The organism is Microbacterium allomyrinae, assembly GCF_020682705.1.
Classification (GTDB): domain Bacteria; phylum Actinomycetota; class Actinomycetes; order Actinomycetales; family Microbacteriaceae; genus Microbacterium; species Microbacterium allomyrinae.
This window is the reverse complement of sequence record NZ_JAGTTN010000003.1, coordinates 127,551-147,411: the sequence shown is the minus strand read 5'-3', so window position 1 is coordinate 147,411 and position 19,861 is coordinate 127,551. Positions and strand designations below refer to the sequence as shown.

Below are 19,861 nucleotides of genomic sequence, written 5' to 3'. Positions count from 1 at the left end.
GGAGTGCGTCGAGACGTGCGGTGATGCCTCGCTCGGAATGGGGTCGCGCGACGATCGCCGGACTGGCGGTCGGCTTTCTCGTGGCGTCGCTCGTCGGCGCCGGCAGCGCCGTGCTCGCTGCCGATCCCGCCGCGGCTGCCACCGGCGACGAACTCACCTCGAGCGCGGTGACCCTCACCAACCGCGACGACGCTCTCGAGCCCGACGATGCGCCCTTCCCCGACCTCGAGGTCACGATCTCGCAGACCAAGGACCTGGTGTCGCAGGGCATCCAGGTGAGCTGGACCGGGGGCACGCAGTCGGAGCGCCCGTCCAGCACCGTGGGCGGCACCAACTTCCTCCAGATCGCGCAGTGCTGGGGCGAGGACCCCGACAACCCGGGTCATCCCGATCGACGTACCTGCCAGTACGGCGGAACCCTCGGCGCCGGCACCTACCGCGACGGCACCACCGAGGCCGACGACGTCGCCGACGAAGACCTGCCCTACACCCACGTGAGCTCGAGCTTCTTCGCGCCGACCTATACCGGCATCCCTTTCGTCGCGGTGAACTCCGCGGGCGCCGTCGACGAGAAGACGGCGCCGGCCGACCGCGTGCTGAACAACCTCACGACGGATGCCGCGGGCAAGACGGTGCAGAAGACCGGTGCGGATTTCGTCGACCTCAACACCAACCAGTTCTTCACCGCCTATACGACGAACGAGGTCAAGTGGGCCGGAGCCGGCGCCGACGGATCGGGATCGGTGCCCTTCGAGGTGCAGACCAACATGCAGTCCACGGCGCTCGGATGCGGGTCCCCCGTGACCCAGACGGGCGGCAGCGTGGTCGGCCAGTCGTGCTGGCTCGTGATCATCCCCCGCGGCCAGGGGGACTCGGGGTCGAGCGAGATCACCCGTTCGGGGCTGTGGTGGGATGCGTGGGAGCACCACGTGGCGGTCAAACTGGAGTTCAAACCGCTCGGTGTGCGCTGCCAGCTCGGCGCGGCGGAGCGTCAGCTCGCAGGCAGCGAACTCGTCGCCAGCGCCATCGCCTCGTGGCAGCCGGAGCTCTGCCAGGGCGAGAACGGCTCGCCGTTCGTGCTCAGCGAGGGCAATGAGGCCGACGCCGTGACCCGGGCAGCCGGGACGGACCCGAGCCCCCTGGCGTTCACGTCGCGCCCGCTCGATGTGGAGCGCATCGGCGACGCCCCCGATCCGGTGACGTACGCGCCCGTGGCACTGTCGGGGCTGGCGATTTCGTTCTCGATCGACCGGCAGCCGCATCCGCAAGAGGCCTCTGCCGAGGAGAAGGCGCGATCGGGTCTTCCGATGACGGAGCTGAAGCTCACACCGAGGCTGGTGGCGAAGCTGCTGACCGCCTCGTACGTCGATTCGCTGCCCAACGGCGCCGACAAGTCCCACATCGGCTACAAGAGCTTCGCCGACCCCGGCAAGAATCCCCGCACGATCGTGCAGGACGAGGAGTTCCGCGCGATCAACGACCCGGAGTGGTCGAAGCAGATCATCATCGGGGCGTCGGTCGCCGATGCGCTGACACCGACGGGCCGCTCCGACATCGCGTACCGGCTCTGGGAGTACGTGCTGTCCGACGCTGCGGCCCGAGCCTGGCTCGATGGTGAACCCGACGAGCAGGGCATGATCGTCAACCCCTGGTATTCCACGAATCCCGAGAAGAACAGCAACGGCGTCGGGATGGTTCTTCCCGTCGACACGTTCCCCAAGGCCGACCCCATCCTGAAGCTCGATACGACCGTGACGGATCCCTCGGGCGGATCCGGCCCGATCTACCTCGTCACGTGGCGGCCGTTCACGCACAGCTTCGCGGATGGCGCCTATCAGGTGCTCCGGGGCGACGGCCTCATCCTGGGCGCCTGGGACAAGTTCTCCACGCCGCCCAAGTTCGGCAAATCGGTGCGCGAACTCTTCGGCAGCCAGAAGGTGATCGGTGTCACAACCGCTCCCGCCGCCGAGCTCTACCAGACCGTGACCGCTGCACTGCGAAATCCGGCGGGACAGTTCGTCGCGCCGACGCGCGAGGGCATGGCCGCCGCCGCGGCGGCGATGACGGCCACCGCGGCGCAGCCGAAGGTCGTGGAATACTCCTTCTCCAGCGATGCCGCGAAGGCGGCCACCACCGCGTACCCCCTCACCATGCCGGTGTACGCGGCGCTGAATCCGAAGCAGAGCGACGAAGAGCTGCGCGCGGTGTACGCCGACCTGATCCGCTACGCCGCGTCGGAGGGGCAGGACGCGGGCACGGATATCGGGCAGCTGCCACCGGGCTACGCGCCGCTGCCGCAGCCATGGGTGGCGCAGGCGCTCGTGGCCGCCGACACGATCGAACGCGGGGGAGAGCTGCCCGTGACGCCTCCTGCCGCCGGCGGCTCCGGAGGTTCGTCGACGGGTGGCGCGGCGACGGGCACCGGCAACCGCGCGGCTCCGGCGCCGCCCGTCACCCCGCAGTCCGGCTCGGCGGCACCGGCCGCGACCGAGCCCGTCGCCACGGGCGTGGCTGCGGGGGCGCTGACCGGCGCCGCGACGGCCGACGATCCCGAGGTCGGCCCGATCGCCGCGGCGGTGCCGATCGGAATCGCCGCGGGTCTGACTGCGGCGCTCTGCGTACCGGTGCTCACTCGCATCCGGAGGAGAGCGTGATTCTGCCGCAAAGCTGCGGTACAGCGGTCCTTTGCCCGACTGGTCCGCTCCGTTCACCTGCGGCGGTGAACCTGAGCAAAGGGTAAGAGACCACCCGGAACTCGCCCAGAGACTTGGCGGCCCCCTGCCAGGAAGCCGCCAAGCCGCCGCTCAGCCGAGCGGCGGTTGTCACGCCCGTCCTCATGAGAAAAGGAAAGCTGTGAACAAGAAGAAGGTTATCGCAGCGAGTGCCGCGCTCGGCCTCGCTGCCACGCTCTTCGTGACCGCCCCCGCGGCCTACGCCGAGCCCGTTGCCAACGGCCCCGTCGTCGTCGGCTCGGACACGCTGCAGGACGTGATGAACGCGCTGACGAACGGCACGAGCATCTCTGGCGGCAATGTGCGCTCGCTCGCGAACGGTCAGTTCGCTTCGTCGTTCGACGCGACCGGATCCGTCACCATCCAGACCAAGTCCGGCGGCGCCCGCTTCGGTCGTCCGAACGGGTCGGGCGACGGCGTGAAGGCGCTCAGCCGTTCGATCGATGGCGCCCCCTTCACCTCGGCGACGATCGGTTCTCCGACGAACGTGACGATCACCAACCAGGTCGACGTCGCCCGTTCCTCGTCGGGTGCGAGCACGGTCGCCAACGGTCCGCTGCTCTACATCCCGTTCGGCCGCGACGCACTCTCGTACGCGCACTCGGGCGGCGCCAACGCCGCCTTCGACAACATCGACCAGGCCACTCTCAAGGGGCTCTTCGAGTGCACGATCACCCAGGTCGGCGGCGTCACCGTCACCCCAGTGATCCCGCAGGCCGGATCCGGCACGCGCAAGGACTTCATCGCGAAGATCGGCGTCACCGAGGCGACCCTTCTGGAGGTCTCCGAAGGCGGTTGCGTGCAGGTCGGCCAGGAGCACGACACGAACAGCCTCGCCAACCCCGCCACGCCGTTCCCGGCGAACGCGGTCACCCCGATGTCGGCGGCGCAGTGGGTCGCGCAGAACACCGGCGCGGGTGTCGACCGCCGGGGTACGGGCGTCAAGATCGGCTCGCCGATCGCCGGAGTATCGCCCGTCACGGGCACGGGTACCGCGATGGTCCCCAACGCCGCGTTCTACTCCAACAGCACCTGGGGCCGCGACACGTACATCATCGTCGAGAACGCGCGTGTCACCGCCGGCGACGCGAAGTTCGACCCGAACCTCGCCAACCTCGTCAGCAACGCGACCGCCAAGCTCGGCAACACGCAGAGCACGCTGCCCGGTCAGGCCGGTTCGGTGAAGAAGAAGTTCGGCTTCCTCGCACCGCAGAGCACGACCCCGTTCCGCGCCGCCCTCGGTTGAGACGTGTGGGTGCTCGGCGGAAGGCCGCCGAGCACCCACAGCCGACCGAGCGGCCCCTCCCGCGGCGAAGCCGCGGACGTGCAGCCGTGACAGGCAGCACCTCGGAACATCCGTACACCTCTTTGCGCGACATCTCTTCAGCAGTACATCGATCAGACTGAAAAGGAATGCAATGAACATCAGCAAGAAGTGGCAGGCGACGCTCGCCGGCGCCATCGCTCTCGCGCTCGTCGGCGGCGGCGCCGCCGCCGCGAACGCCGCCCCCGGAGACCCGATCGCGAACCCGCAGCCGAACGGCTCGCCGGGCACGTTCTACATCTTCGATGAGAATGCCGAGCTCGCCGAGGCGCCGGGCAAGGTCTTCGACCGCACCCAGTACGTCTTCGGCGCGACCGACAACGTGGACTACCTGTCGGAGATCGACCCCGATGACTACGCTGCGCCCGGCTCGTGGGACCAGGTCTGGAAGTTCATCGCCAAGCCGAGCGAACTGAATGGCGGCACCGGCAGCTGGCGCGCCTACCTGCCGGACTCGGCAGCAGGCCCCAACGGCGGCACCCTCACTCCGAACCTGACCCTCGGCGACCTCGCATCGGGCAACAACGGTGGCATCGACACGGTGTTCACCGAAGGCGGCGACTGGCTGGTCGGCATCGCGTACACCACGAACGCCGGCGTGACGCCGGTGGGCACGGTGTACCGCACCGTCCACGTCAACGCGGCGGACGACACCTACACCTATGAGCCGATCACGTACGACGTGCCCTCGGGCCCGACCGCTCCGGTCGAGGCGGACCTCACCGCAGGTCTGCAGAACACCGCCCTCGTGACCGAGACGGTCGACAGCAAGGTGCTCGCGGTGAACGCGGGCGCGGCGGCTGCCAACCAGACGCTGACCTACGGGTCGTTCCCCGCCGGCCTCGCCGGCACCGTGTCACTCGACGCGAACGGCGCGGGCACGATCGACGCGACGGCAGTCGCGTACAACCAGGCTACGAAGCTCTGGTTCTCGCAGAGCGACTACACCGGCCTGTCGTGGGACTCGTTCACACTCACGCAGACGGTCAGCACGTCGTCGACGAGCACCCTGACGGCCGAGGTCACCGCCTCGAACCGTTTCGAGCTCGTGGCGCCGGCCAGCCTCAACGTCGACCTCGGAGACGTCCGTCGCAACAAGACCACCACGCCGGTCGCGCTGGGCCAGTTCTCGGTGATCGATGACCGCGACGAACTGCTCGGCTGGAGCGTCAACACCACGGTCGCGAACTTCACCGGTGCCGGCAGCATCCCCGCCACGGCCCTCGGCTACGCTCCGGCGGCAGCCGGTGGCATCCAGACCGGCGTCACGCTCGGTGCGGCCAAGCTCGCCGGTGAGGGAAGCTTCGGCGTCCTGGTCGAGGGGGCCGCCGGCTCCTCCACCGCGGAGGAGGGCGCTCACTTCAACGCCGACCTGACGTTCAAGGCTCCGATCGACGCAGTGCGCGGCACGTACAACTCCACTCTCACGCTCGACCTCGTCTCGAAGTAAGTCCCCGAGACCAGTCGGCATCCACGTGACACCCGTATGGGAAAGACGCTCCGTGCGTCTTTCCCATACGGCGTGTCCGGTTCGTCCTTCCCCACCCCGCGTCGCCAGACGCTCGAGCGAAACCCGCAGCCAGTGAACGCAGCCATGCTCCTCGTGTCCCCCGCCGGTCGCGCCTCTCGCGGCATCCGGCGGGCTTTCGTCGCCACTCTCGTCGCCGCTCTCGCGCTCGCCGTCACCGTCATGACGGTCCCGGAGGTCGCGCGGGCCGATGACACGATCGGCATCTCCGGTGTTCCGGCCGGCACCGACGGCAACGCCGACGGACGTTCGCGCTTCAGCTACAGCGCCGATCCCGGTCAGCAGATCACCGATCAGTATCTCGCCCGCAACACCGGCAGCACCGTGCAGTCCTTCACGGTGCTCGCCACCGATGCCTTCAACGACGAAGCCGGCGCTTTCGGCCTGCTCGAGACCAGTGTCGAGCCGACCGACGTCGGAGCCTGGATCCAGTTCGAGAACGGCACGAATCGGGTGCAGTTCGATCTGGCACCGGGCGAGTCGCGCCTGGTGGCCTTCACGATGACGATCCCCGCCGATGCGACGCCCGGCGACCACGTCGGCGGTATCCTGGCATCGGTGGTGACTCCCGGAGAGCAGGTCAATCTCGATCGCCGCCTCGGCACGCGGATGTACCTCCGTATCTCGGGCGACATCCAGGCCGGCCTGTCGATCGCGGGGCTCAGCGCGTCGTACGTGGGCGACTGGTGGAATCCGCTCACGGGCGCGGTGCGCATGCACTACACGGTGGAGAACACCGGCAACGTCGCCCTCGCCTCCAACATCACCGTCGGCGCGCGCACCTGGTTCGGCATCCCGGTGGGCGGCGAGCAGGGCGATGGGATTCCCGAGCTCCTTCCCGGCTCGACCCGTACCTTCGAGACCGATCTGCCCGGCATCGCGAGCCTGGGCTACCTCAACCCCTGGGTGACGCTCAACCCGTTCGTGGAGGGCGACGACGAGACCAAGCGGATGGCTGTGCCCGCCACCGCGCGCGACACCATCCTCCTCGCCCCGCCGTGGATCGTCCTGATCGCGCTGGCGCTCATCGCCCTGTTCGTCGTCTTCCGCAGGTGGCGACGCAAGGCCGACGCGAAGCGTGCGGCGGAGTGGGTGGCGTACACCGAAGAAGAGGCCCGGCGAAAAGCCGAAGCCGAGCGCGAGCTCGTCGGCGCGGTGCCCACCGGGACCGAGAGGTGACTCGGGCACGCAGCGGCATCGCAAGGAGCACCGGCAGTCGCCGGTTCGGCGTCGGTCTCACCAGGCTGCTCGCCGCCGTGTTCGTGGTGGGAGCCGCGCTGAGCGGTGCCGGCCCCGCGGTCGCCGACCCGGCGGATCCCGACCTCGAAGCCAATCTCACGGTCGACGTCACCGACGGGATCGTCCCGACTTCCGCGCCGACTCCCGCGTCGCCTCCTCCGCGGTCCTCGGGCACCGGCACCGTGACGGGCAGCGGCGTGGCCACGCAGGCGACGATCCCGAATCAGACCGCGGCGGACGACGCGCTCGACGACGCGGTCGTCGTCAGCGGAACTCTCGCGATGAGCGGGCTGACGGCATCCGCATCGCCATCGATCCTGGTGGGCAACGGTACCCTCACCGTCGACTTCGTCGTCCGCAACCTGTCGTCGTCGACGTTCGACTCCACGGCGAGCTTCTGGGTCGACAACGCGGTCGGCGGGCGGATCGCCGAGCTCGACGACATCGAGATCGACGGCCTCGAACCCGACGAGACGCGGCGCGTGCAGGTGCGCTTCGAAGGGCTCGGTCAGCACATCGTGCTGCACGCCAACGCCACTCTGAATCCGCCCGACATGGTCGAGGGCGTGGCGCTCGAGCCGATCAGCCGCAACACGACCGTCATGGTGCCGCCGTGGTTCAGCGTCTCGCTCGTGAGCGTCATCGGCCTGCTGGGCGGGCTGAGCTGGTGGCTGGTGCGCAGGGGCGCGCGGGGCGCACGGTTCATGCGAATCGGCGGGTAGACGTTCGGTGACCGACGCCCCGGCCGCTCGGCGGCGGCATCCATCCCTCGTGCGCGGTGCGTTCACGTGCAGTTCAGTCGTACGCACCCCGGCGGTCGCGCATGCCTGCGGTAATGTGCCGTGGCCTCACTCACCTCGCTTCTGTGCGCCTTCGGGTGGGCGTCAGCCGACCCGCGGTTCGTGAGGTCCGGCGCATGACCCTCACCCGCAACGACGTCCGGTCGCCCGACGACTCGGGCGATGCCGGCGCCGCGCCCCCCGTGCCGCCTACGGCGCCGCGCCCGCCGAGGCCCCCGAAGCCGCCGCGCGTGCCGAAAGGGGAGCGGCCGCCGCAGCCCCCGCGGCGGATGCCGCGGCCCGAGCGACCACTCGTCCCGCTGTCGCCGCGCGATCAAGCCATTCGCGGGGCGCTGATCGTGCTCGCGTCGCTGCTGCTCGCCCTCGCGCTCAACGTCATGGTCGTGGGCGAGGTGCGCCACCTCGTCGCGCAGCAGCAGCTCAGCGACACCTTCCGCGCACAGCTCCGAGAGGGCACGGCGCCCGTGAGCGAAGGCGACTTCAACGACGTGCTGCTGGCCGACGGCGTACCCGTCGCGATCATCGAGATCCCGCGGCTGGGCATCCGCGAGGTCATCGTCGAAGGCACCGACTCGGAGTCCCTTCAGCTCGGTCCGGGGCACCGCCGCGACACAAGCCTGCCGGGCCAGGCCGGCGAGAGCGTCATCATGGGCCGGGCGGCCGCATACGGCGGGCCCTTCGGGCGCATCCAGGAGCTGGCGCCCGGCGACGAGTTCACCATCCGCACCGGCCAGGGCGAGCACCTTTACGAGGTCATCGGTCTGCGCTATGCGGGCGACCCGTCGCCGCCGCGCCTGCGCGCGGGCGAGAGCCGGGTCATCCTCACCACCGCCCGTGGCGTGCCGTACGCCCCCTCGGGAATCGCGCGCGTCGATGCCGAGCTGGTCAGCGAGACGCAGCCCAGCGGGCCGCGCCAGACGAGGTTCGCGACGCTCTCGCCGGCTGACCGCGAGCTGCAGGGCGACACCTCGATGGTGTGGGCGCTGGTGTTCGCGCTGCAGTTCCTCATCGTGGTAGAGATCGCCGCGGTGTGGGCGTACCGCAACGTCGGGTCGCGCCGCACCTGGATCGTCTTCGTCCCGCTCACCGTGTTCGCCGGCCTGTGGATCACCGGCGAGATCGTCCGACTTCTCCCGAATCTTCTGTAAGGGGCTCAGCCATGTCCGAGAACTCACCGCGCGACGAGGGCGCTGTCGACACCGCCGCGGCGGACGGCAGGACCGAGGTGCTGACCGTCCCGATCGAGGAGGCGCACGCCGAGTCGACGGATGCCGCACCCGACGTCCAGGGCGCGCCCGACGGGCTTTCCGGCACCGCCGATGACCCGACGGACGTCGAGGCCGCGCAACGCCGTGCCCGCGCCGAGGCGCTGTTCGCGGAGGGGACGGGGGCGCCGCTCCCGGCCGAGTCCGCCCCGGCGCCACCGTCGCCGACTCCGGGACCTCTCGGCTGGTTCTCGCGAGATCGGTCCGCCGCTTCACCCGGAGCCGCATCCGCCACCGCGGTGAAGCAGAAGGCCCCGGCGACGCCGCCCGCACCGCCCGCGCCTCTGGCGACCCTCGAGGGACGCAACATCTCGGCCTGGTTCGGCGATCACCAGGTGCTCGACCGGGTGTCGCTGACGATGCCGGCCGGTGTGGTCACCTCCCTCATCGGACCGTCGGGATGCGGCAAGTCGACGTACCTGCGCATTCTCAACCGGATGCACGAGCTGGTGCCGTCGGCGTCGCTCGCGGGCGAGGTGCTGCTGGACGGCGAAGACATCTACGACCCGGCGCGCAAGCTCGTCGATGCCCGCAAGGACATCGGGATGGTGTTCCAGAAGCCCAACCCGTTCCCCGCGCAGTCGATCTACGACAACGTCGTCGCCGGCCTCAAGCTCACCGGCACCCGTGCCTCTCGCGACGAGAAGGACGAGCTCGTCGAGTCGTGCCTGATGAAGGCGGGGCTGTGGAAGGAGGTCAAGGATCGGCTCCGGGCGCCCGGCGCCGGATTGTCGGGCGGGCAGCAGCAGCGACTGTGCATCGCACGGTCCCTGGCCGTGCGGCCACGCGTGCTGCTGATGGACGAGCCGTGCTCGGCGCTGGACCCGACCTCGACGCGCGTGATCGAGGAGACGATGCTCGAACTCGCCCACGAGGTGACGATCGTGATCGTCACGCACAACATGCAGCAGGCCCAGCGCGTCTCGCAGCAGTGCGCGTTCTTCCTGGCCGCCCAGGGCACGCCCGGCGCCATCGTGGAGCACGGCGACACCGATGCGATGTTCGCCGACCCCATCGACCCGCGCACGTTCGACTACGTCAACGGCCGGTTCGGGTGAGGCGGCGGACGGCGATGCGCCGGGTCGCGGCGCTGCTCGCCGGTCTGCTGGCGGTCGCGGCACTGACAGCGGGCGGCGGGATGCCGGCCTCGGCGACCGAGGAGCGGGAACCCCTCACGGGCACGGGGTCGACGTGGGCGCAGAACGCGATCGACCGATGGCGGGGATCGGCGATGGCCGAGCACGCCATGACCGTGAACTACTCGGGCATCGGTTCGACGGCGGGCCGCGCCGACTTCATCGGAGGACGGGTCGACTTCGCGATCAGCGATGTTCCCTTCCAGACGTTGCCCGAGGCGGGTCAGGCGGCCGAGTCGCCGCCCACCGACTTCGCCTACGTCCCGATCCTCGCCGGCGGACTGTCGTTCATGTACCACCTGCGGATCGATGGAGTGCGCGTCACGGATCTGCGGCTGTCGGGTGAGACCATCGCCGGGATCTTCGCCGGCACCATCACGAACTGGAGTGACGCGGCCATCCAGGCCGACAACCCTCACCTCGCGATGCCCGACCTCGCCATCACGCCGGTCGTGCGCAGGGACGACAGTGCAACCAGCGTGCAGCTGACCCGATGGCTCGCCACCGAGCATCCGTCGGCATGGCCCACGGGGGTGACGTCGCTTCTTCCCCCTCCTGCGGGCGGGATCAGTCAGACCGGATCCTCCGGTGTCGCCGGCTACGTCTCGCAGGGCTACGGGTACGGCGCGATCACCTACGTCGAGCAGTCCTACGCCTTCGAGGCCGGGTTCCCGGCCGCGAAGGTGCGCAACCGGGCCGGGTACTACGTGGCCCCCACGGCCGACGCGGTCTCGATCGCCCTGCTGGGCGCCCAGACGGATGCCTCGGGCGCTGCCGTCCTCGACGCGGTCTACGCGTCGCCCGATCCTCGTGCGTACCCGGTATCGAGCTATACGTCCATGATCGTGCCGACGGCGGCGAGTCCCGCCTTCGCCACCGGCAAGGGCGCGGCGCTGGCCGCGTTCGCGACGCATGCGGTGTGCGAGTGGCAGTCGGATGCCGACGGGCTCGGCAACGCGCCGCTCCCGATCAGCGTGGTGCAGCAGTCGGGCAGCGCCATCCAGCGCATCCCCGGCGCCGGCGCGTTCGACATGGCGGCGTGCGCGAATCCGACGTTCGCGCCCGGCGACACGATCGACGCCAACACCCTGCTGCGCGACGCCCCGATGCCGCCCGAATCCGATCGGTACATGCCGACGGCCTCGACCGTCACCGAGCAATCGCTCACGCCCGAGACGAGGACGCTCGAGATCTCGACGGCCGCCGGCAGCTCCGTGCTGACGCTGCACGCGGGTGGCCCCGGCGCCGGGAAGACCCTCAGTGCCGGCGCGTTCTCGGAGCCCGTCGCGCTGGGCCTCGTCGCGCTCGATCAGGCGGGTGCGGGCACCGTCGACATCATCGGTGCGGGATTCGCCGAAGGCGAGGAGCACCGCCTGTACCTGGCCGAGAGCGACGGCACGGTCATCGCCTGGAACACGTTCACCGTTCCCGCGGCCGCCGGCCCCGATGAGCCGGAAGAACCTGCGGAGAGCGCGACCGAGGTCTTCGAACTGCGGGCGCCCACCACCGACGTCGTGGAGCTCGGTCGCGTGCAGCGGAACGCGGCGGCGTCGGCATCCCTCGGATCGTTCACCGTGGTCGACGACCGTTCCGAGCGACGGGGCTGGGCCCTGCAGGTGAGCGTCGAGGACTTCGCCCTGCGGGGCGGCGATGCCACGCAGCGCATCCCGGCCAGCGCCCTGGGATTCGAACCGGTCGCGACGGGCCTTCCCGCAGGCATCGCCCTCTCGGGCCAGGCGACGGGATCGGCGAGCTATCCGGCCATCGTCGCGCAGGGCGAGCTCGGCTCGACGACGGGCATGGACGGCCTCTCGCTCGATGCCACGATCAGCTTCGTGCCCCCGGCCGCGGCCAGCCCCGGCGACTACCGCTCCACCCTGACGCTGACCCTCGTCTCGCGGTAGGGCTGCGGTGGGCGTGCGCCCGCCTTGCCGTCCGCATCATGTGCTCTCACCGAGAACCCACGTCGCTCGCGCGCGCATCGTGTGCGCTCGGTCAGAGCACATGATCCGGACGAGAGGGCGAGCGGATGCCGGCGCCCTCAGTGCGCGAGACGCTCGAGCTGCCCGGTCTGAGCGAGGATGGCGAACCGGTCGGGAACGCCCCAGTGCTCGACGATCCGGCCTTCGCGGACGGTCGCGACGTCGATGACGGTGAACGTCACCGTCTTGCCGGTCGGCGGCCCCAGAAACGGGCCCGTGTGCGTTCCGGTGGCCTCGGCGCGGATCCAGACGGTGTCGCCGCGCTCGACGATGTCGGCGACCGTGAAGCGGAGGTCGGGGAACGCGCCATGCACGGTCGCGATGCCGCGCTTGACCTTCTCGATCGCCGCGCCGCCGACGCCTGCCAGGCCGAACTGGTGCTCGATCAGGTCGGGTGCGCACAGCTCGTCGACGATGTCGGGATTCCCCGCCGCGAAGCCCTCATGGAGCATCCGTTCGACGACCATCGCTGCCGTCGACGTCGAGTCGGTTTCGAACATGAACACCTCCTGGTGCATTAGTGATGCATTGAATGCAGTATCTATGCAGTGACTGCAGTCACTAGTGTGGACGTTGTGATCGACAGCGTCAAGACCCCGCGTTCGACATATCGGCAAGAGCAGGCAGATGCCACTCGCGTCCGCATCGCCGATGCCGCGCAGCGGTTGTTCGCCCGTGACGGATACAGCGCCACCGCCATGGAAGGCATCGCGCGCGAGGCCGGTGTCGGCACCCGCACCGTCTATGCCGTGTTCGGCGCGAAGCGCGAGATCCTCTCCGTGATCTGCGAACGCTGGCTCGAGCGCGCCGGAGCCCGCGAACTGGCACGGGAAGTGCTCGACACGGTCGACCCCGTCGAACGGCTCCGCCGATCGGCGGGGTGGCTCACCACCCTCTACTCGACGGACTTCGACGTCGCCCGTGTTCTGGATGCCGCCGTCGACGAGGATGCCGAGACCCGGGAGCTGCTCGCGGCGAAGCTGCGCGGCCGCAACCGCGTGATGGACCAGATGATCTCGTCCGTCGAGCCGGAGCTGTCGGTGCCGCTCGCCGAGGCGCAGTCCATGTTCCGCGCGTTCGCCGCTGTGGGAGTGTACGGGGCGCTCGTCGTCGATGCCGGCTGGACACCGGCGCGGTTCGAATCCTGGCTCGCTGACGCCCTCGTGCACCAGCTCATGAGCGCTTCCGCTGTCCCCGACCCGGCTCATCCATAGAACCGCCCAGGCCCATCGTCGTCCGCATCATGTGGTCTCACCGAGAACCCACGTCGCTCGCGCGCGCATCATGTGCGCTCGGTCAGAGCACATGATCCGGACGAGAGGGCGAGCGGATCTCGGCCCGCCGGTCAGTGCCCGCGACCCTCGACGAGCGGATGCCGGCCGCGAAGATCAGTGCGCGGTGCGCACGCCGATGAGGTCGTGCACGAGCACCGCTGCGGCACGTGCACCCTGGCCCGCGGCCACGATGAGCTGCTGCGGACCGGGAGATGCGGCATCCCCCGCGGCGTACAGCCCGGGAACGGACGTCCGCCCGGAGCGGTCGGCGACGAGGTTGCCGAACTCGTCGCGCTCGACTTCGAGGCCGTTCACGAAATCGAGCGCGGGGTGCCACTGGGGCCGCACGAAGCCGCCCTCGATCTCGACGCGGGTGCCATCGGCCAGGCGCACGGCGGACACCGTGCCGCGTTCGCCTTCGAGGTCGTCGATGCACTGGCGTTCGACGACGATCCCGGATGCCGCGAGTTCGGCCTCTTCGACCGTGTCGATGACATCGGCGCCATTCGTGAAGACCGTGAGGCGGTCCGTCCACCGTGCGATGAGGCGGGCGCGCGAGCCCAGGTCGGGAGTCTCGCCGATCAGGGCGAGCGGACGATCCTGCAGTTCCCACGCGTCGCACGCAGCGCAGCTGAACACGGTCATGCCGTAGTACGCACGCAGGCTCGGGATGTCGGGGAGCGTCTCGCGCAGTCCCGTCGCGATGAGGACGGAGCGGGCGGAGACGGCGGAAGGGATGCCGGCGCCGCGGCCCTGCAGCGCCGCGATGAAGCGCAAGCCGTCGCCCGACCCGGTCGGCAGCAGCGCGGTCGCCACGGTGCGATCGAACACGCGGACGTTCGGGTAGGCGGCGACTTCGGCGCGGGCGAGCTTGCGCAGCTCCAGCGGCGGGATGCCGTCGCGGGTCAGGAAACCGTGCGAGCGCAGCGTGGCGGCGTTGCGAGGACGCCCCGCGTCGACCAGCACGACCGAGGCGCGGGCGCGCCCCAGGTTGAGCGCTGCCGACAGGCCCGCAGGCCCGCCGCCGATGATGACGACATCGACCTCGGTCGACGAGGTCGCCACTGCGACAGGGGTGGCTGCAGTGTCAGTCATGACCGTCTCCCTGAGGAGGCAGCGCGGCGATCACCGGGTGATCCTTCGCGAAGACTCCGGACTTGGCGGCGCCGCCGGGCGAGCCGATGTCGTCGAAGAACTCGACGTTGGCCTTGTAGTAGTCCTGCCATTCGTCGGGCAGGTCGTCCTCGTAGTAGATCGCCTCGACCGGGCACACCGGTTCGCAGGCTCCGCAGTCGACGCACTCGTCCGGGTGGATGTAGAGCGATCGCTCACCCTCGTAGATGCAGTCGACCGGGCACTCGTCGATGCAGGCGCGGTCCTTCACATCGACGCACGGGAGCGCGATCACATAGGTCACGGAACGAGCGTCCCGGCACGCGAGATCGAGACCTGCTCGTCACGGGGCACGACCTTGACGCGCTCGCGCGTGTGCAGGTGCGTCTCGCCCAGTTCGCGCTCGTGCGCGTCGAGGGCGAGCCATCCGTCCCACGTCGTGTACGCGACGTCGCGCTCGTCCAGCACATCCAGCACGTCGCCGTCCACCGTCGGCGACGAGAGCGCGCCCGCCTCGATGTCGGACACGAGGTGGGCGATGGTCTCCATCGCATCGGACTTGGTGTGGCCGATCAGTCCCACCGGGCCGCGCTTGATCCAGCCGGTCGCGTAGAGGCCCGCGATCGTCGCAGCATCCTCGTCGCCCGCGGCCGCCGTCACGCGTCCCTCGACGTTCGGAACCACGCCGGCCTTCTCGTCGAACGGGGCGTCGACGACGGGCGTGCCGTAGTAGCCGACCGCGCGGTAGATCTGCTGCACCGGGATCTCGCGGAACTCGCCGGTGCCGCGTACGGCGCTGCCCTCGCCGGTGGGCTCGGTGCGCTCGAAGCGGAGACCCTCGACGCGGTCCGACCCGAGCACCTCGACGGGCGAGTGGTAGAAGTGCAGGTGGAGGCGGCGGGATGCCCCGCTCGACTCACGCGTGCGCCAGCTCTCGAGGATGCGGAGCATGACCTTGAGCTGGTTGTTCGCGGGCGTCACGCCCTCGAGGTGGGCGAAGTCCTCATCGTGGACGACGATGTCGACGTTCGGCACCTCGCCGAGTTCGCGCAGCTCGATCGGCGTGAACTTGATGTCGGCGGGACCACGACGGCCGAAGACGTGCACGTCGGTGACCGCGGATGCCTCGAGCCCTGCCAGCACATTGTCGGCGATCTCGGTGGGGCGGAGATCGACGGCGTGCTTGGCGAGCATGCGGGCGACGTCGAGTGCGACGTTGCCGTTGCCGATGACGGCGACCTCGCGCTGGTCGAGCGGCCACTCGGTGGGCACGTCGGGGTGCCCGTCGAACCAGGCCACGAAGTCCGCGGCGCCGTACGAGCCGGCCAGGTCGATGCCGGGGATGTCGAGTGCGACGTCGCGGATGGCGCCGGTCGCGAGGATCACCGCGTCGTAGCGCTCCTGCAGCTCATCGATCGCGATGTCGCGGCCGACCTCGACATTGCCGATGAAACGGGTGGTGCCGGCATCCAGCATCTCGTGGAGCGAGTTCACGATGCCCTTGATGCGCGGGTGGTCGGGCGCGACGCCGTACCGGATGAGGCCGTAGGGCGAGGGCAGCGACTCGAAGAGGTCGATCGCGACCGTGCCGCCGGCCGCCTGCACCGTGTTGGTGAGGATGTTGCCGGCGTAGATGCCGGCGGGGCCGGCGCCCACGATCGCGACGCGGAGGTTCTGGAGGTTCGAGGAGGTCACAGCGGAAGGCTCTTTCGGTGAGGGGGAGACAGGGCGGCGCGGCCGCGGATCAGACGTTGTGCGGGCGTTCGACGACGAGCGGGTCGTATCCGGTCAGGTCGAGCGCGGCGAGGTCGGCCGGAGCGTACGGGCTCAGGCGCACGACATCGCCGACGACGACGACGGCGGGAGAGCGGACCTGCCGCGCTGCTGCCTGAGAGGCGATCGTCGCGAGTGTGCCGACCGTGACGCGCTGGCGGGTTCCGTATCCATCCTCCACGATCGCCACCGGGCAGTCCAGGCCGCGTGCGCCGCGGGCGAGGGTGATCGCCGAGTTCGCGAGCGTGCCGACGCCCATCAGCAGCACGACGGTGTGGTCGCGGCCGCCGGCGAGAGCACGGATCTGGTCGTGTCCCGTGGCGACGGTGAACGCCGTCGCGACACCCCGGTGGGTGAGCGGGATGCCGGCGATCGCGGGCACCGAGATGGCGCTGGTGATGCCCGGCACGACCTCGACATCGACCCCGGCCTCGTGGCACGCGGCGAGCTCTTCGCCGCCGCGCCCGAAGATGTACGGGTCGCCGCCCTTCAGCCGGACGACGGTCCTCCCGTCGCGCGCGAGCTGCACGAGAAGTGCGTTGATCGCATCCTGCGGCACGGCGTGGTGGCCCGGGAGCTTGCCGACGTCGACGATCTCGGCGCGCAGCGTCACGCCGTCCGCGGCGAGGCCGTCCAGCACCGCGCGAGCTCCGAGGCGATCGGCGACGATGACGTCGGCGCGCTCGAGTGCGCGCAGCCCCTTGACGGTGAGCAGGTCCGGGTCGCCGGGGCCGGCCCCGACGAGCCACACCTTGCCGGCGGCAGCGGGCGCGGTCATCGGGCACCTGCCGTGACGAGCAGCCCGCGGCGCTTCAGCATGCGCCGCTCCAGCGGGCCGAAGAAGACGAGTTCGATCAGGATGCCGATCACGAGGATGAGAATGATCGTGGCGAGCACTCCGGCGAGGTCGGCGAGTTCGCGCGACTGCTGCAGCATCGATCCGAGCCCGAAGCCGATCGTGCCACCGGTCGCGATGATCTCGGCCGCCATGAGCGAGCGCCACGAGAACGCCCAGCCCTGCTTGAGGCCGGCGAGGTAGCCCGGCAGCGCGGCGGGCAGGATGACCGCGGTGGCGAGCTGCCAGCGCGTGGCCCCGAGCACCGTGCCCACGCGCCGCAGCTGCGGCGGCACCTGGTCGATGCCGGCGATGAGGCCGTTCACGATCGAGGGGATCGCGCCCATGAGGATCACGAAGTAGACGGTGGCGTCCGACAGGCCGAACCAGATGATGGCAGCGGGCACCCAGGCGACGGACGGCAGCACCTGCAGGCCCGAGATGATCGGGCCCACGGCGCGGCGGATCGGGCGCACCTCGGCCAGCAGCAGTCCGATCGGGGTGCCGACGACGATCGCGATGAGGAAGCCGACCACGCCGCGCTCGAGGCTCGTCGCGACGGCTTCCTGAAGTCGTCCGCTCTCCCACGCCAGGCCGAGAGCGGACCACACGTCGAGGGGGCTGGGCACCTTGTCGGGGCGCGGCTGGGCGATCACGATGTAGAGCTGCCACGCGACGATCAGCAGCAGCACGAACACGATCGGAGGCACCACGCTGTCCGCGATCCGGCGCCAGCGGCTGGGCTCGGCGGTCGCGTCGGTCTGCAGACGATCGAGCCCCGCTTCGAGGCTGCGCAGATCGTCGGAGTGAGCGGATGCCGCGCCCTTCGCGGTCTGGAGGTTCGGGGTGTCGTCGATCACGGTTTCATGCGGCATTGCGGCGGATCTCCTTCCGCAGCTGGTCGGTGATCTCCACCGAGAGGGCCGCGACCTCGGGCGACTCGATGCGCCGCCCGGTCGTCTTGGCGATGGTCCACTCCTGGACGATGCGCCCGGGACGGCTGCCCATCAGCACCACGCGCTGGCCGAGCCGCGCGGCTTCGCGCACGTTGTGCGTGACGAAGACGATGGTGCGCCCGGTTGAGCGCCATACGCGCTCGAGCTCTTCGTGCAGGAGGTCGCGCGTGATCGCGTCGAGTGCTGCGAACGGCTCGTCCATGAGGAGCACCGGGCGGTCCTGGGCGAGGGCGCGCGCGAGTGCGACGCGCTGGCGCATTCCCCCCGACAGCTCGTGGGGGCGCTTCTCTGCGGCATCCGTCAGATTCACGGCCTCGAGCAGGGTCAGCGCCTTCTCGCGTCGCTCGCCGCGGGGCACCCCGCGCAGGCGCAGCGCGAGCTCGACGTTGCGGCGCGCGGTGAGCCATGGCATGAGCGCCGACTCCTGGAACATGACGGCCGAACCCTCGGCGGGGGTGTCGATCCGCCCCGCGGTCGGGCGGTCCAGGCCCGCGATGAGGTTCAGGAGCGTGGACTTTCCGCAGCCCGATGCGCCGAGCAGGCACACGAACTCACCGGGTGCGATGTCGAGCGAGACGTCGTCGAGCACCACGGGTCCTGCGCCGAACCGCTTGGAGACGCGGTCGATGCGAACCGCGGGCGCCGGAGCGGGAGCGGGCTGCCGCACCGGCGTGACGCTGTCGAAGCTCGGCCCGAGCAGGTGGGGCGCACCCGCCACCGGTGCCGCCTGAGCGGCACCGGAAGCGGGTGCGGGAGCGGACGTCATGGTTCAGTCCTCACCCAGTCCTGCAGCCGAGACCGGCTCGTCGCCGTCGGCCTCGAGGATCTCGTTGAGCAGGCGCAGGTCGAACAGACCCTCGATCGAGCCCTCCTTCTGCGTGCCCGCCTCGATGCCGTTCGCCACGAGAGTCTCGAACGTGTCGGCGTGCGGGTCGACCGAGAACGTCACGTGCTCGAGCGCGCGCTCGATGACGGCGTCGTCGAGCGGCTTGCCGGTCTCGGCCTCGATCGCGCCGTTGATGACGGCCGGCGCCTCGTCGGGGTTGTCGGCGATCCACTGCACGGCGGCCTGGTGGCCTTCGAGCAGATCGGCGACGACATCCGGATGCTCGTCGAGGAACTCCTTGCGCACCAGCAGCACCGTCGTCGGGAACTCGCCGTCCTCCCACAGGTCCGCCTCGTCGACGAGCACGTGCGCGCCCGCGTCGAGGATGAGACGCGACACCCAGGGCTCGGGGAGCCAGGCGCCGTCGATCGCGCCGTCCTGGAACAGCGTCAGCGTCTGCGCGTTCTCGGTCGGAGTGATCTGCACGTCGCCGCCGCCCGACGTGTCGGTCTCGTAGCCCTCGCCCGCGAGCCAGACGCGCAGCGACACGTCCTGCGTGTTGCCCAGCTGCGGTGAGGCGAGCGTCGTGCCCTCGAGGTCGGCGGGGTCGTCGATCCCGTCTCGCACCACGAGTGCCGCACCGCCGGTCGCCGCGCCCGCCACGATCCGCGCGGACTCGCCCGCGGACTGGATGAACGTGTTGATCGACGGATTCGGCCCGATGTACGTGGCGTCGATCGCGCCGGCCGAGAGAGCCTCGATCGCGGCGGGTCCGGCGTTGAACACCTGGGTGGTGACCTCGACGTCGCCGAGCGCGTCTTGGAAGAGGCCCTCTTCGAGCCCGACGAGCGCCGGGGCGTGGGTGACGTTCGCGAAGTACCCCAGACGCACCTCGGTGACCGAGGGGGCTTCGGACGCGCTCGAGGACGCCCCGGGATCAGCCGTGGCGGAGGCGCAGCCGGCCATCATGACTGCCACGAGTCCCAGGGTGGTGATCGTCGTCGCGGTGCGGATGTTGTTCACTGTGTCGCCTCCTTCAGTAGGCATTTCTCGGGTGATGGTGGTGGTGTGCGCGCGA

General features: G+C 70.1%; 17 protein-coding genes. 9 read left to right on the top strand and 8 right to left on the bottom strand.

Annotation, left to right across the window (positions count from 1 at the left end; all coding sequences use genetic code 11):
- Positions 1–23 precede the first annotated feature (23 nt).
- The 8 genes from KEC57_RS10435 (at position 24) to KEC57_RS10400 (ending at position 11,928) form a co-directional block, all read left to right on the top strand.
- On the top strand, positions 24–2,654 hold the full coding sequence (locus KEC57_RS10435; RefSeq protein ID WP_229384560.1) for a hypothetical protein: 2,631 nt from the start codon (positions 24–26) through the stop codon (positions 2,652–2,654).
- Positions 2,655–2,853: 199 nt separating this feature from the next.
- The gene (locus KEC57_RS10430; protein ID WP_229384559.1) at positions 2,854–3,978 is read left to right on the top strand and encodes a hypothetical protein; all 1,125 of its coding nucleotides are present in this window, start codon (positions 2,854–2,856) and stop codon (positions 3,976–3,978) included.
- Between the two features lie 172 nt (positions 3,979–4,150).
- Complete coding sequence (locus KEC57_RS10425) at positions 4,151–5,506, top strand: hypothetical protein (RefSeq protein WP_229384558.1); 1,356 nt, start codon at positions 4,151–4,153, stop codon at positions 5,504–5,506.
- Positions 5,507–5,650: 144 nt separating this feature from the next.
- Positions 5,651–6,763 carry a DUF916 domain-containing protein gene (locus KEC57_RS10420; protein WP_229384557.1) on the top strand — a complete coding sequence of 371 codons (1,113 nt, stop codon included), beginning with the start codon at positions 5,651–5,653 and terminating at the stop codon, positions 6,761–6,763.
- Positions 6,760–7,545, top strand: coding sequence for a hypothetical protein (locus tag KEC57_RS10415; RefSeq protein WP_229384556.1), 786 nt, complete (start codon positions 6,760–6,762; stop codon positions 7,543–7,545). The genes KEC57_RS10420 and KEC57_RS10415 overlap by 4 nt, the downstream gene beginning before the upstream one ends.
- 194 nt (positions 7,546–7,739) lie before the next feature.
- The gene (locus KEC57_RS10410) at positions 7,740–8,771 is read left to right on the top strand and encodes a sortase (RefSeq protein WP_229384555.1); all 1,032 of its coding nucleotides are present in this window, start codon (positions 7,740–7,742) and stop codon (positions 8,769–8,771) included.
- A 401-nt stretch (positions 8,772–9,172) separates the two neighbouring features.
- A complete protein-coding gene (locus tag KEC57_RS10405) occupies positions 9,173–9,946 on the top strand; it encodes a phosphate ABC transporter ATP-binding protein (RefSeq protein ID WP_229384925.1) in 774 nt (257 codons plus the stop codon).
- Between the two features lie 14 nt (positions 9,947–9,960).
- Positions 9,961–11,928 (top strand): phosphate ABC transporter substrate-binding protein PstS, encoded by a 1,968-nt coding sequence (locus KEC57_RS10400; protein WP_229384554.1) that lies wholly within the window; start codon positions 9,961–9,963, stop codon positions 11,926–11,928.
- Positions 11,929–12,065: 137 nt separating this feature from the next.
- Here the strand turns inward: KEC57_RS10400 and KEC57_RS10395 are convergent, their stop codons facing one another.
- Entirely contained in the window at positions 12,066–12,506 is a 441-nt protein-coding gene (locus KEC57_RS10395) for an ester cyclase (protein WP_229384553.1), read from the bottom strand.
- A 48-nt stretch (positions 12,507–12,554) separates the two neighbouring features.
- On the opposite strand from KEC57_RS10395, the gene KEC57_RS10390 reads away from it, so the two are divergent.
- The gene (locus KEC57_RS10390; RefSeq protein ID WP_229384552.1) at positions 12,555–13,220 is read left to right on the top strand and encodes a TetR/AcrR family transcriptional regulator; all 666 of its coding nucleotides are present in this window, start codon (positions 12,555–12,557) and stop codon (positions 13,218–13,220) included.
- Positions 13,221–13,394: 174 nt separating this feature from the next.
- Here KEC57_RS10390 and KEC57_RS10385 read toward each other — a convergent pair whose 3' ends face one another.
- The 7 genes from KEC57_RS10385 to KEC57_RS10355 are packed head-to-tail and all read right to left on the bottom strand — an operon-like array spanning position 13,395 to position 19,806.
- Positions 13,395–14,375, bottom strand: a complete 981-nt coding sequence (locus tag KEC57_RS10385; protein ID WP_229384551.1) for an NAD(P)/FAD-dependent oxidoreductase — start codon at positions 14,373–14,375, stop codon at positions 13,395–13,397.
- Positions 14,368–14,697, bottom strand: a complete 330-nt coding sequence (gene fdxA, locus KEC57_RS10380; protein WP_229384550.1) for a ferredoxin — start codon at positions 14,695–14,697, stop codon at positions 14,368–14,370. The genes KEC57_RS10385 and fdxA overlap by 8 nt, the downstream gene beginning before the upstream one ends.
- Positions 14,694–16,088, bottom strand: a complete 1,395-nt coding sequence (locus KEC57_RS10375; RefSeq protein ID WP_229384549.1) for an FAD-dependent oxidoreductase — start codon at positions 16,086–16,088, stop codon at positions 14,694–14,696. Before KEC57_RS10375 ends, fdxA begins: the two co-directional genes overlap by 4 nt.
- 49 nt (positions 16,089–16,137) lie before the next feature.
- Positions 16,138–16,944 (bottom strand): uroporphyrinogen-III C-methyltransferase, encoded by an 807-nt coding sequence (cobA, locus tag KEC57_RS10370; protein WP_229384548.1) that lies wholly within the window; start codon positions 16,942–16,944, stop codon positions 16,138–16,140.
- On the bottom strand, positions 16,941–17,876 hold the full coding sequence (locus tag KEC57_RS10365; protein ID WP_229384547.1) for an ABC transporter permease: 936 nt from the start codon (positions 17,874–17,876) through the stop codon (positions 16,941–16,943). The genes cobA and KEC57_RS10365 overlap by 4 nt, the downstream gene beginning before the upstream one ends.
- Positions 17,866–18,723 (bottom strand): ABC transporter ATP-binding protein, encoded by an 858-nt coding sequence (locus tag KEC57_RS10360; protein WP_229384546.1) that lies wholly within the window; start codon positions 18,721–18,723, stop codon positions 17,866–17,868. The genes KEC57_RS10365 and KEC57_RS10360 overlap by 11 nt, the downstream gene beginning before the upstream one ends.
- Positions 18,724–18,726: 3 nt before the next feature.
- On the bottom strand, positions 18,727–19,806 hold the full coding sequence (locus KEC57_RS10355) for an ABC transporter substrate-binding protein (RefSeq protein ID WP_229384545.1): 1,080 nt from the start codon (positions 19,804–19,806) through the stop codon (positions 18,727–18,729).
- Positions 19,807–19,861 lie beyond the last annotated feature (55 nt).

Excerpts from the sequence above, each read along its gene's own strand:
- KEC57_RS10400 (WP_229384554.1), top strand. The coding sequence starts at position 9,961 with ATGCGCCGGGTCGCGGCGCTGCTCGCCGGTCTGCTGGCGGTCGCGGCA.
- cobA (WP_229384548.1), bottom strand. The coding sequence starts at position 16,944 with ATGACCGCGCCCGCTGCCGCCGGCAAGGTGTGGCTCGTCGGGGCCGGC.
- KEC57_RS10435 (WP_229384560.1), top strand. The coding sequence starts at position 24 with ATGCCTCGCTCGGAATGGGGTCGCGCGACGATCGCCGGACTGGCGGTC.
- KEC57_RS10425 (WP_229384558.1), top strand. The coding sequence starts at position 4,151 with ATGAACATCAGCAAGAAGTGGCAGGCGACGCTCGCCGGCGCCATCGCT.
- KEC57_RS10395 (WP_229384553.1), bottom strand. The coding sequence starts at position 12,506 with ATGTTCGAAACCGACTCGACGTCGACGGCAGCGATGGTCGTCGAACGG.
- KEC57_RS10365 (WP_229384547.1), bottom strand. The coding sequence starts at position 17,876 with ATGCCGCATGAAACCGTGATCGACGACACCCCGAACCTCCAGACCGCG.
- KEC57_RS10420 (WP_229384557.1), top strand. The coding sequence starts at position 5,651 with ATGCTCCTCGTGTCCCCCGCCGGTCGCGCCTCTCGCGGCATCCGGCGG.
- KEC57_RS10385 (WP_229384551.1), bottom strand. The coding sequence starts at position 14,375 with ATGACTGACACTGCAGCCACCCCTGTCGCAGTGGCGACCTCGTCGACC.
- KEC57_RS10360 (WP_229384546.1), bottom strand. The coding sequence starts at position 18,723 with ATGACGTCCGCTCCCGCACCCGCTTCCGGTGCCGCTCAGGCGGCACCG.
- KEC57_RS10410 (WP_229384555.1), top strand. The coding sequence starts at position 7,740 with ATGACCCTCACCCGCAACGACGTCCGGTCGCCCGACGACTCGGGCGAT.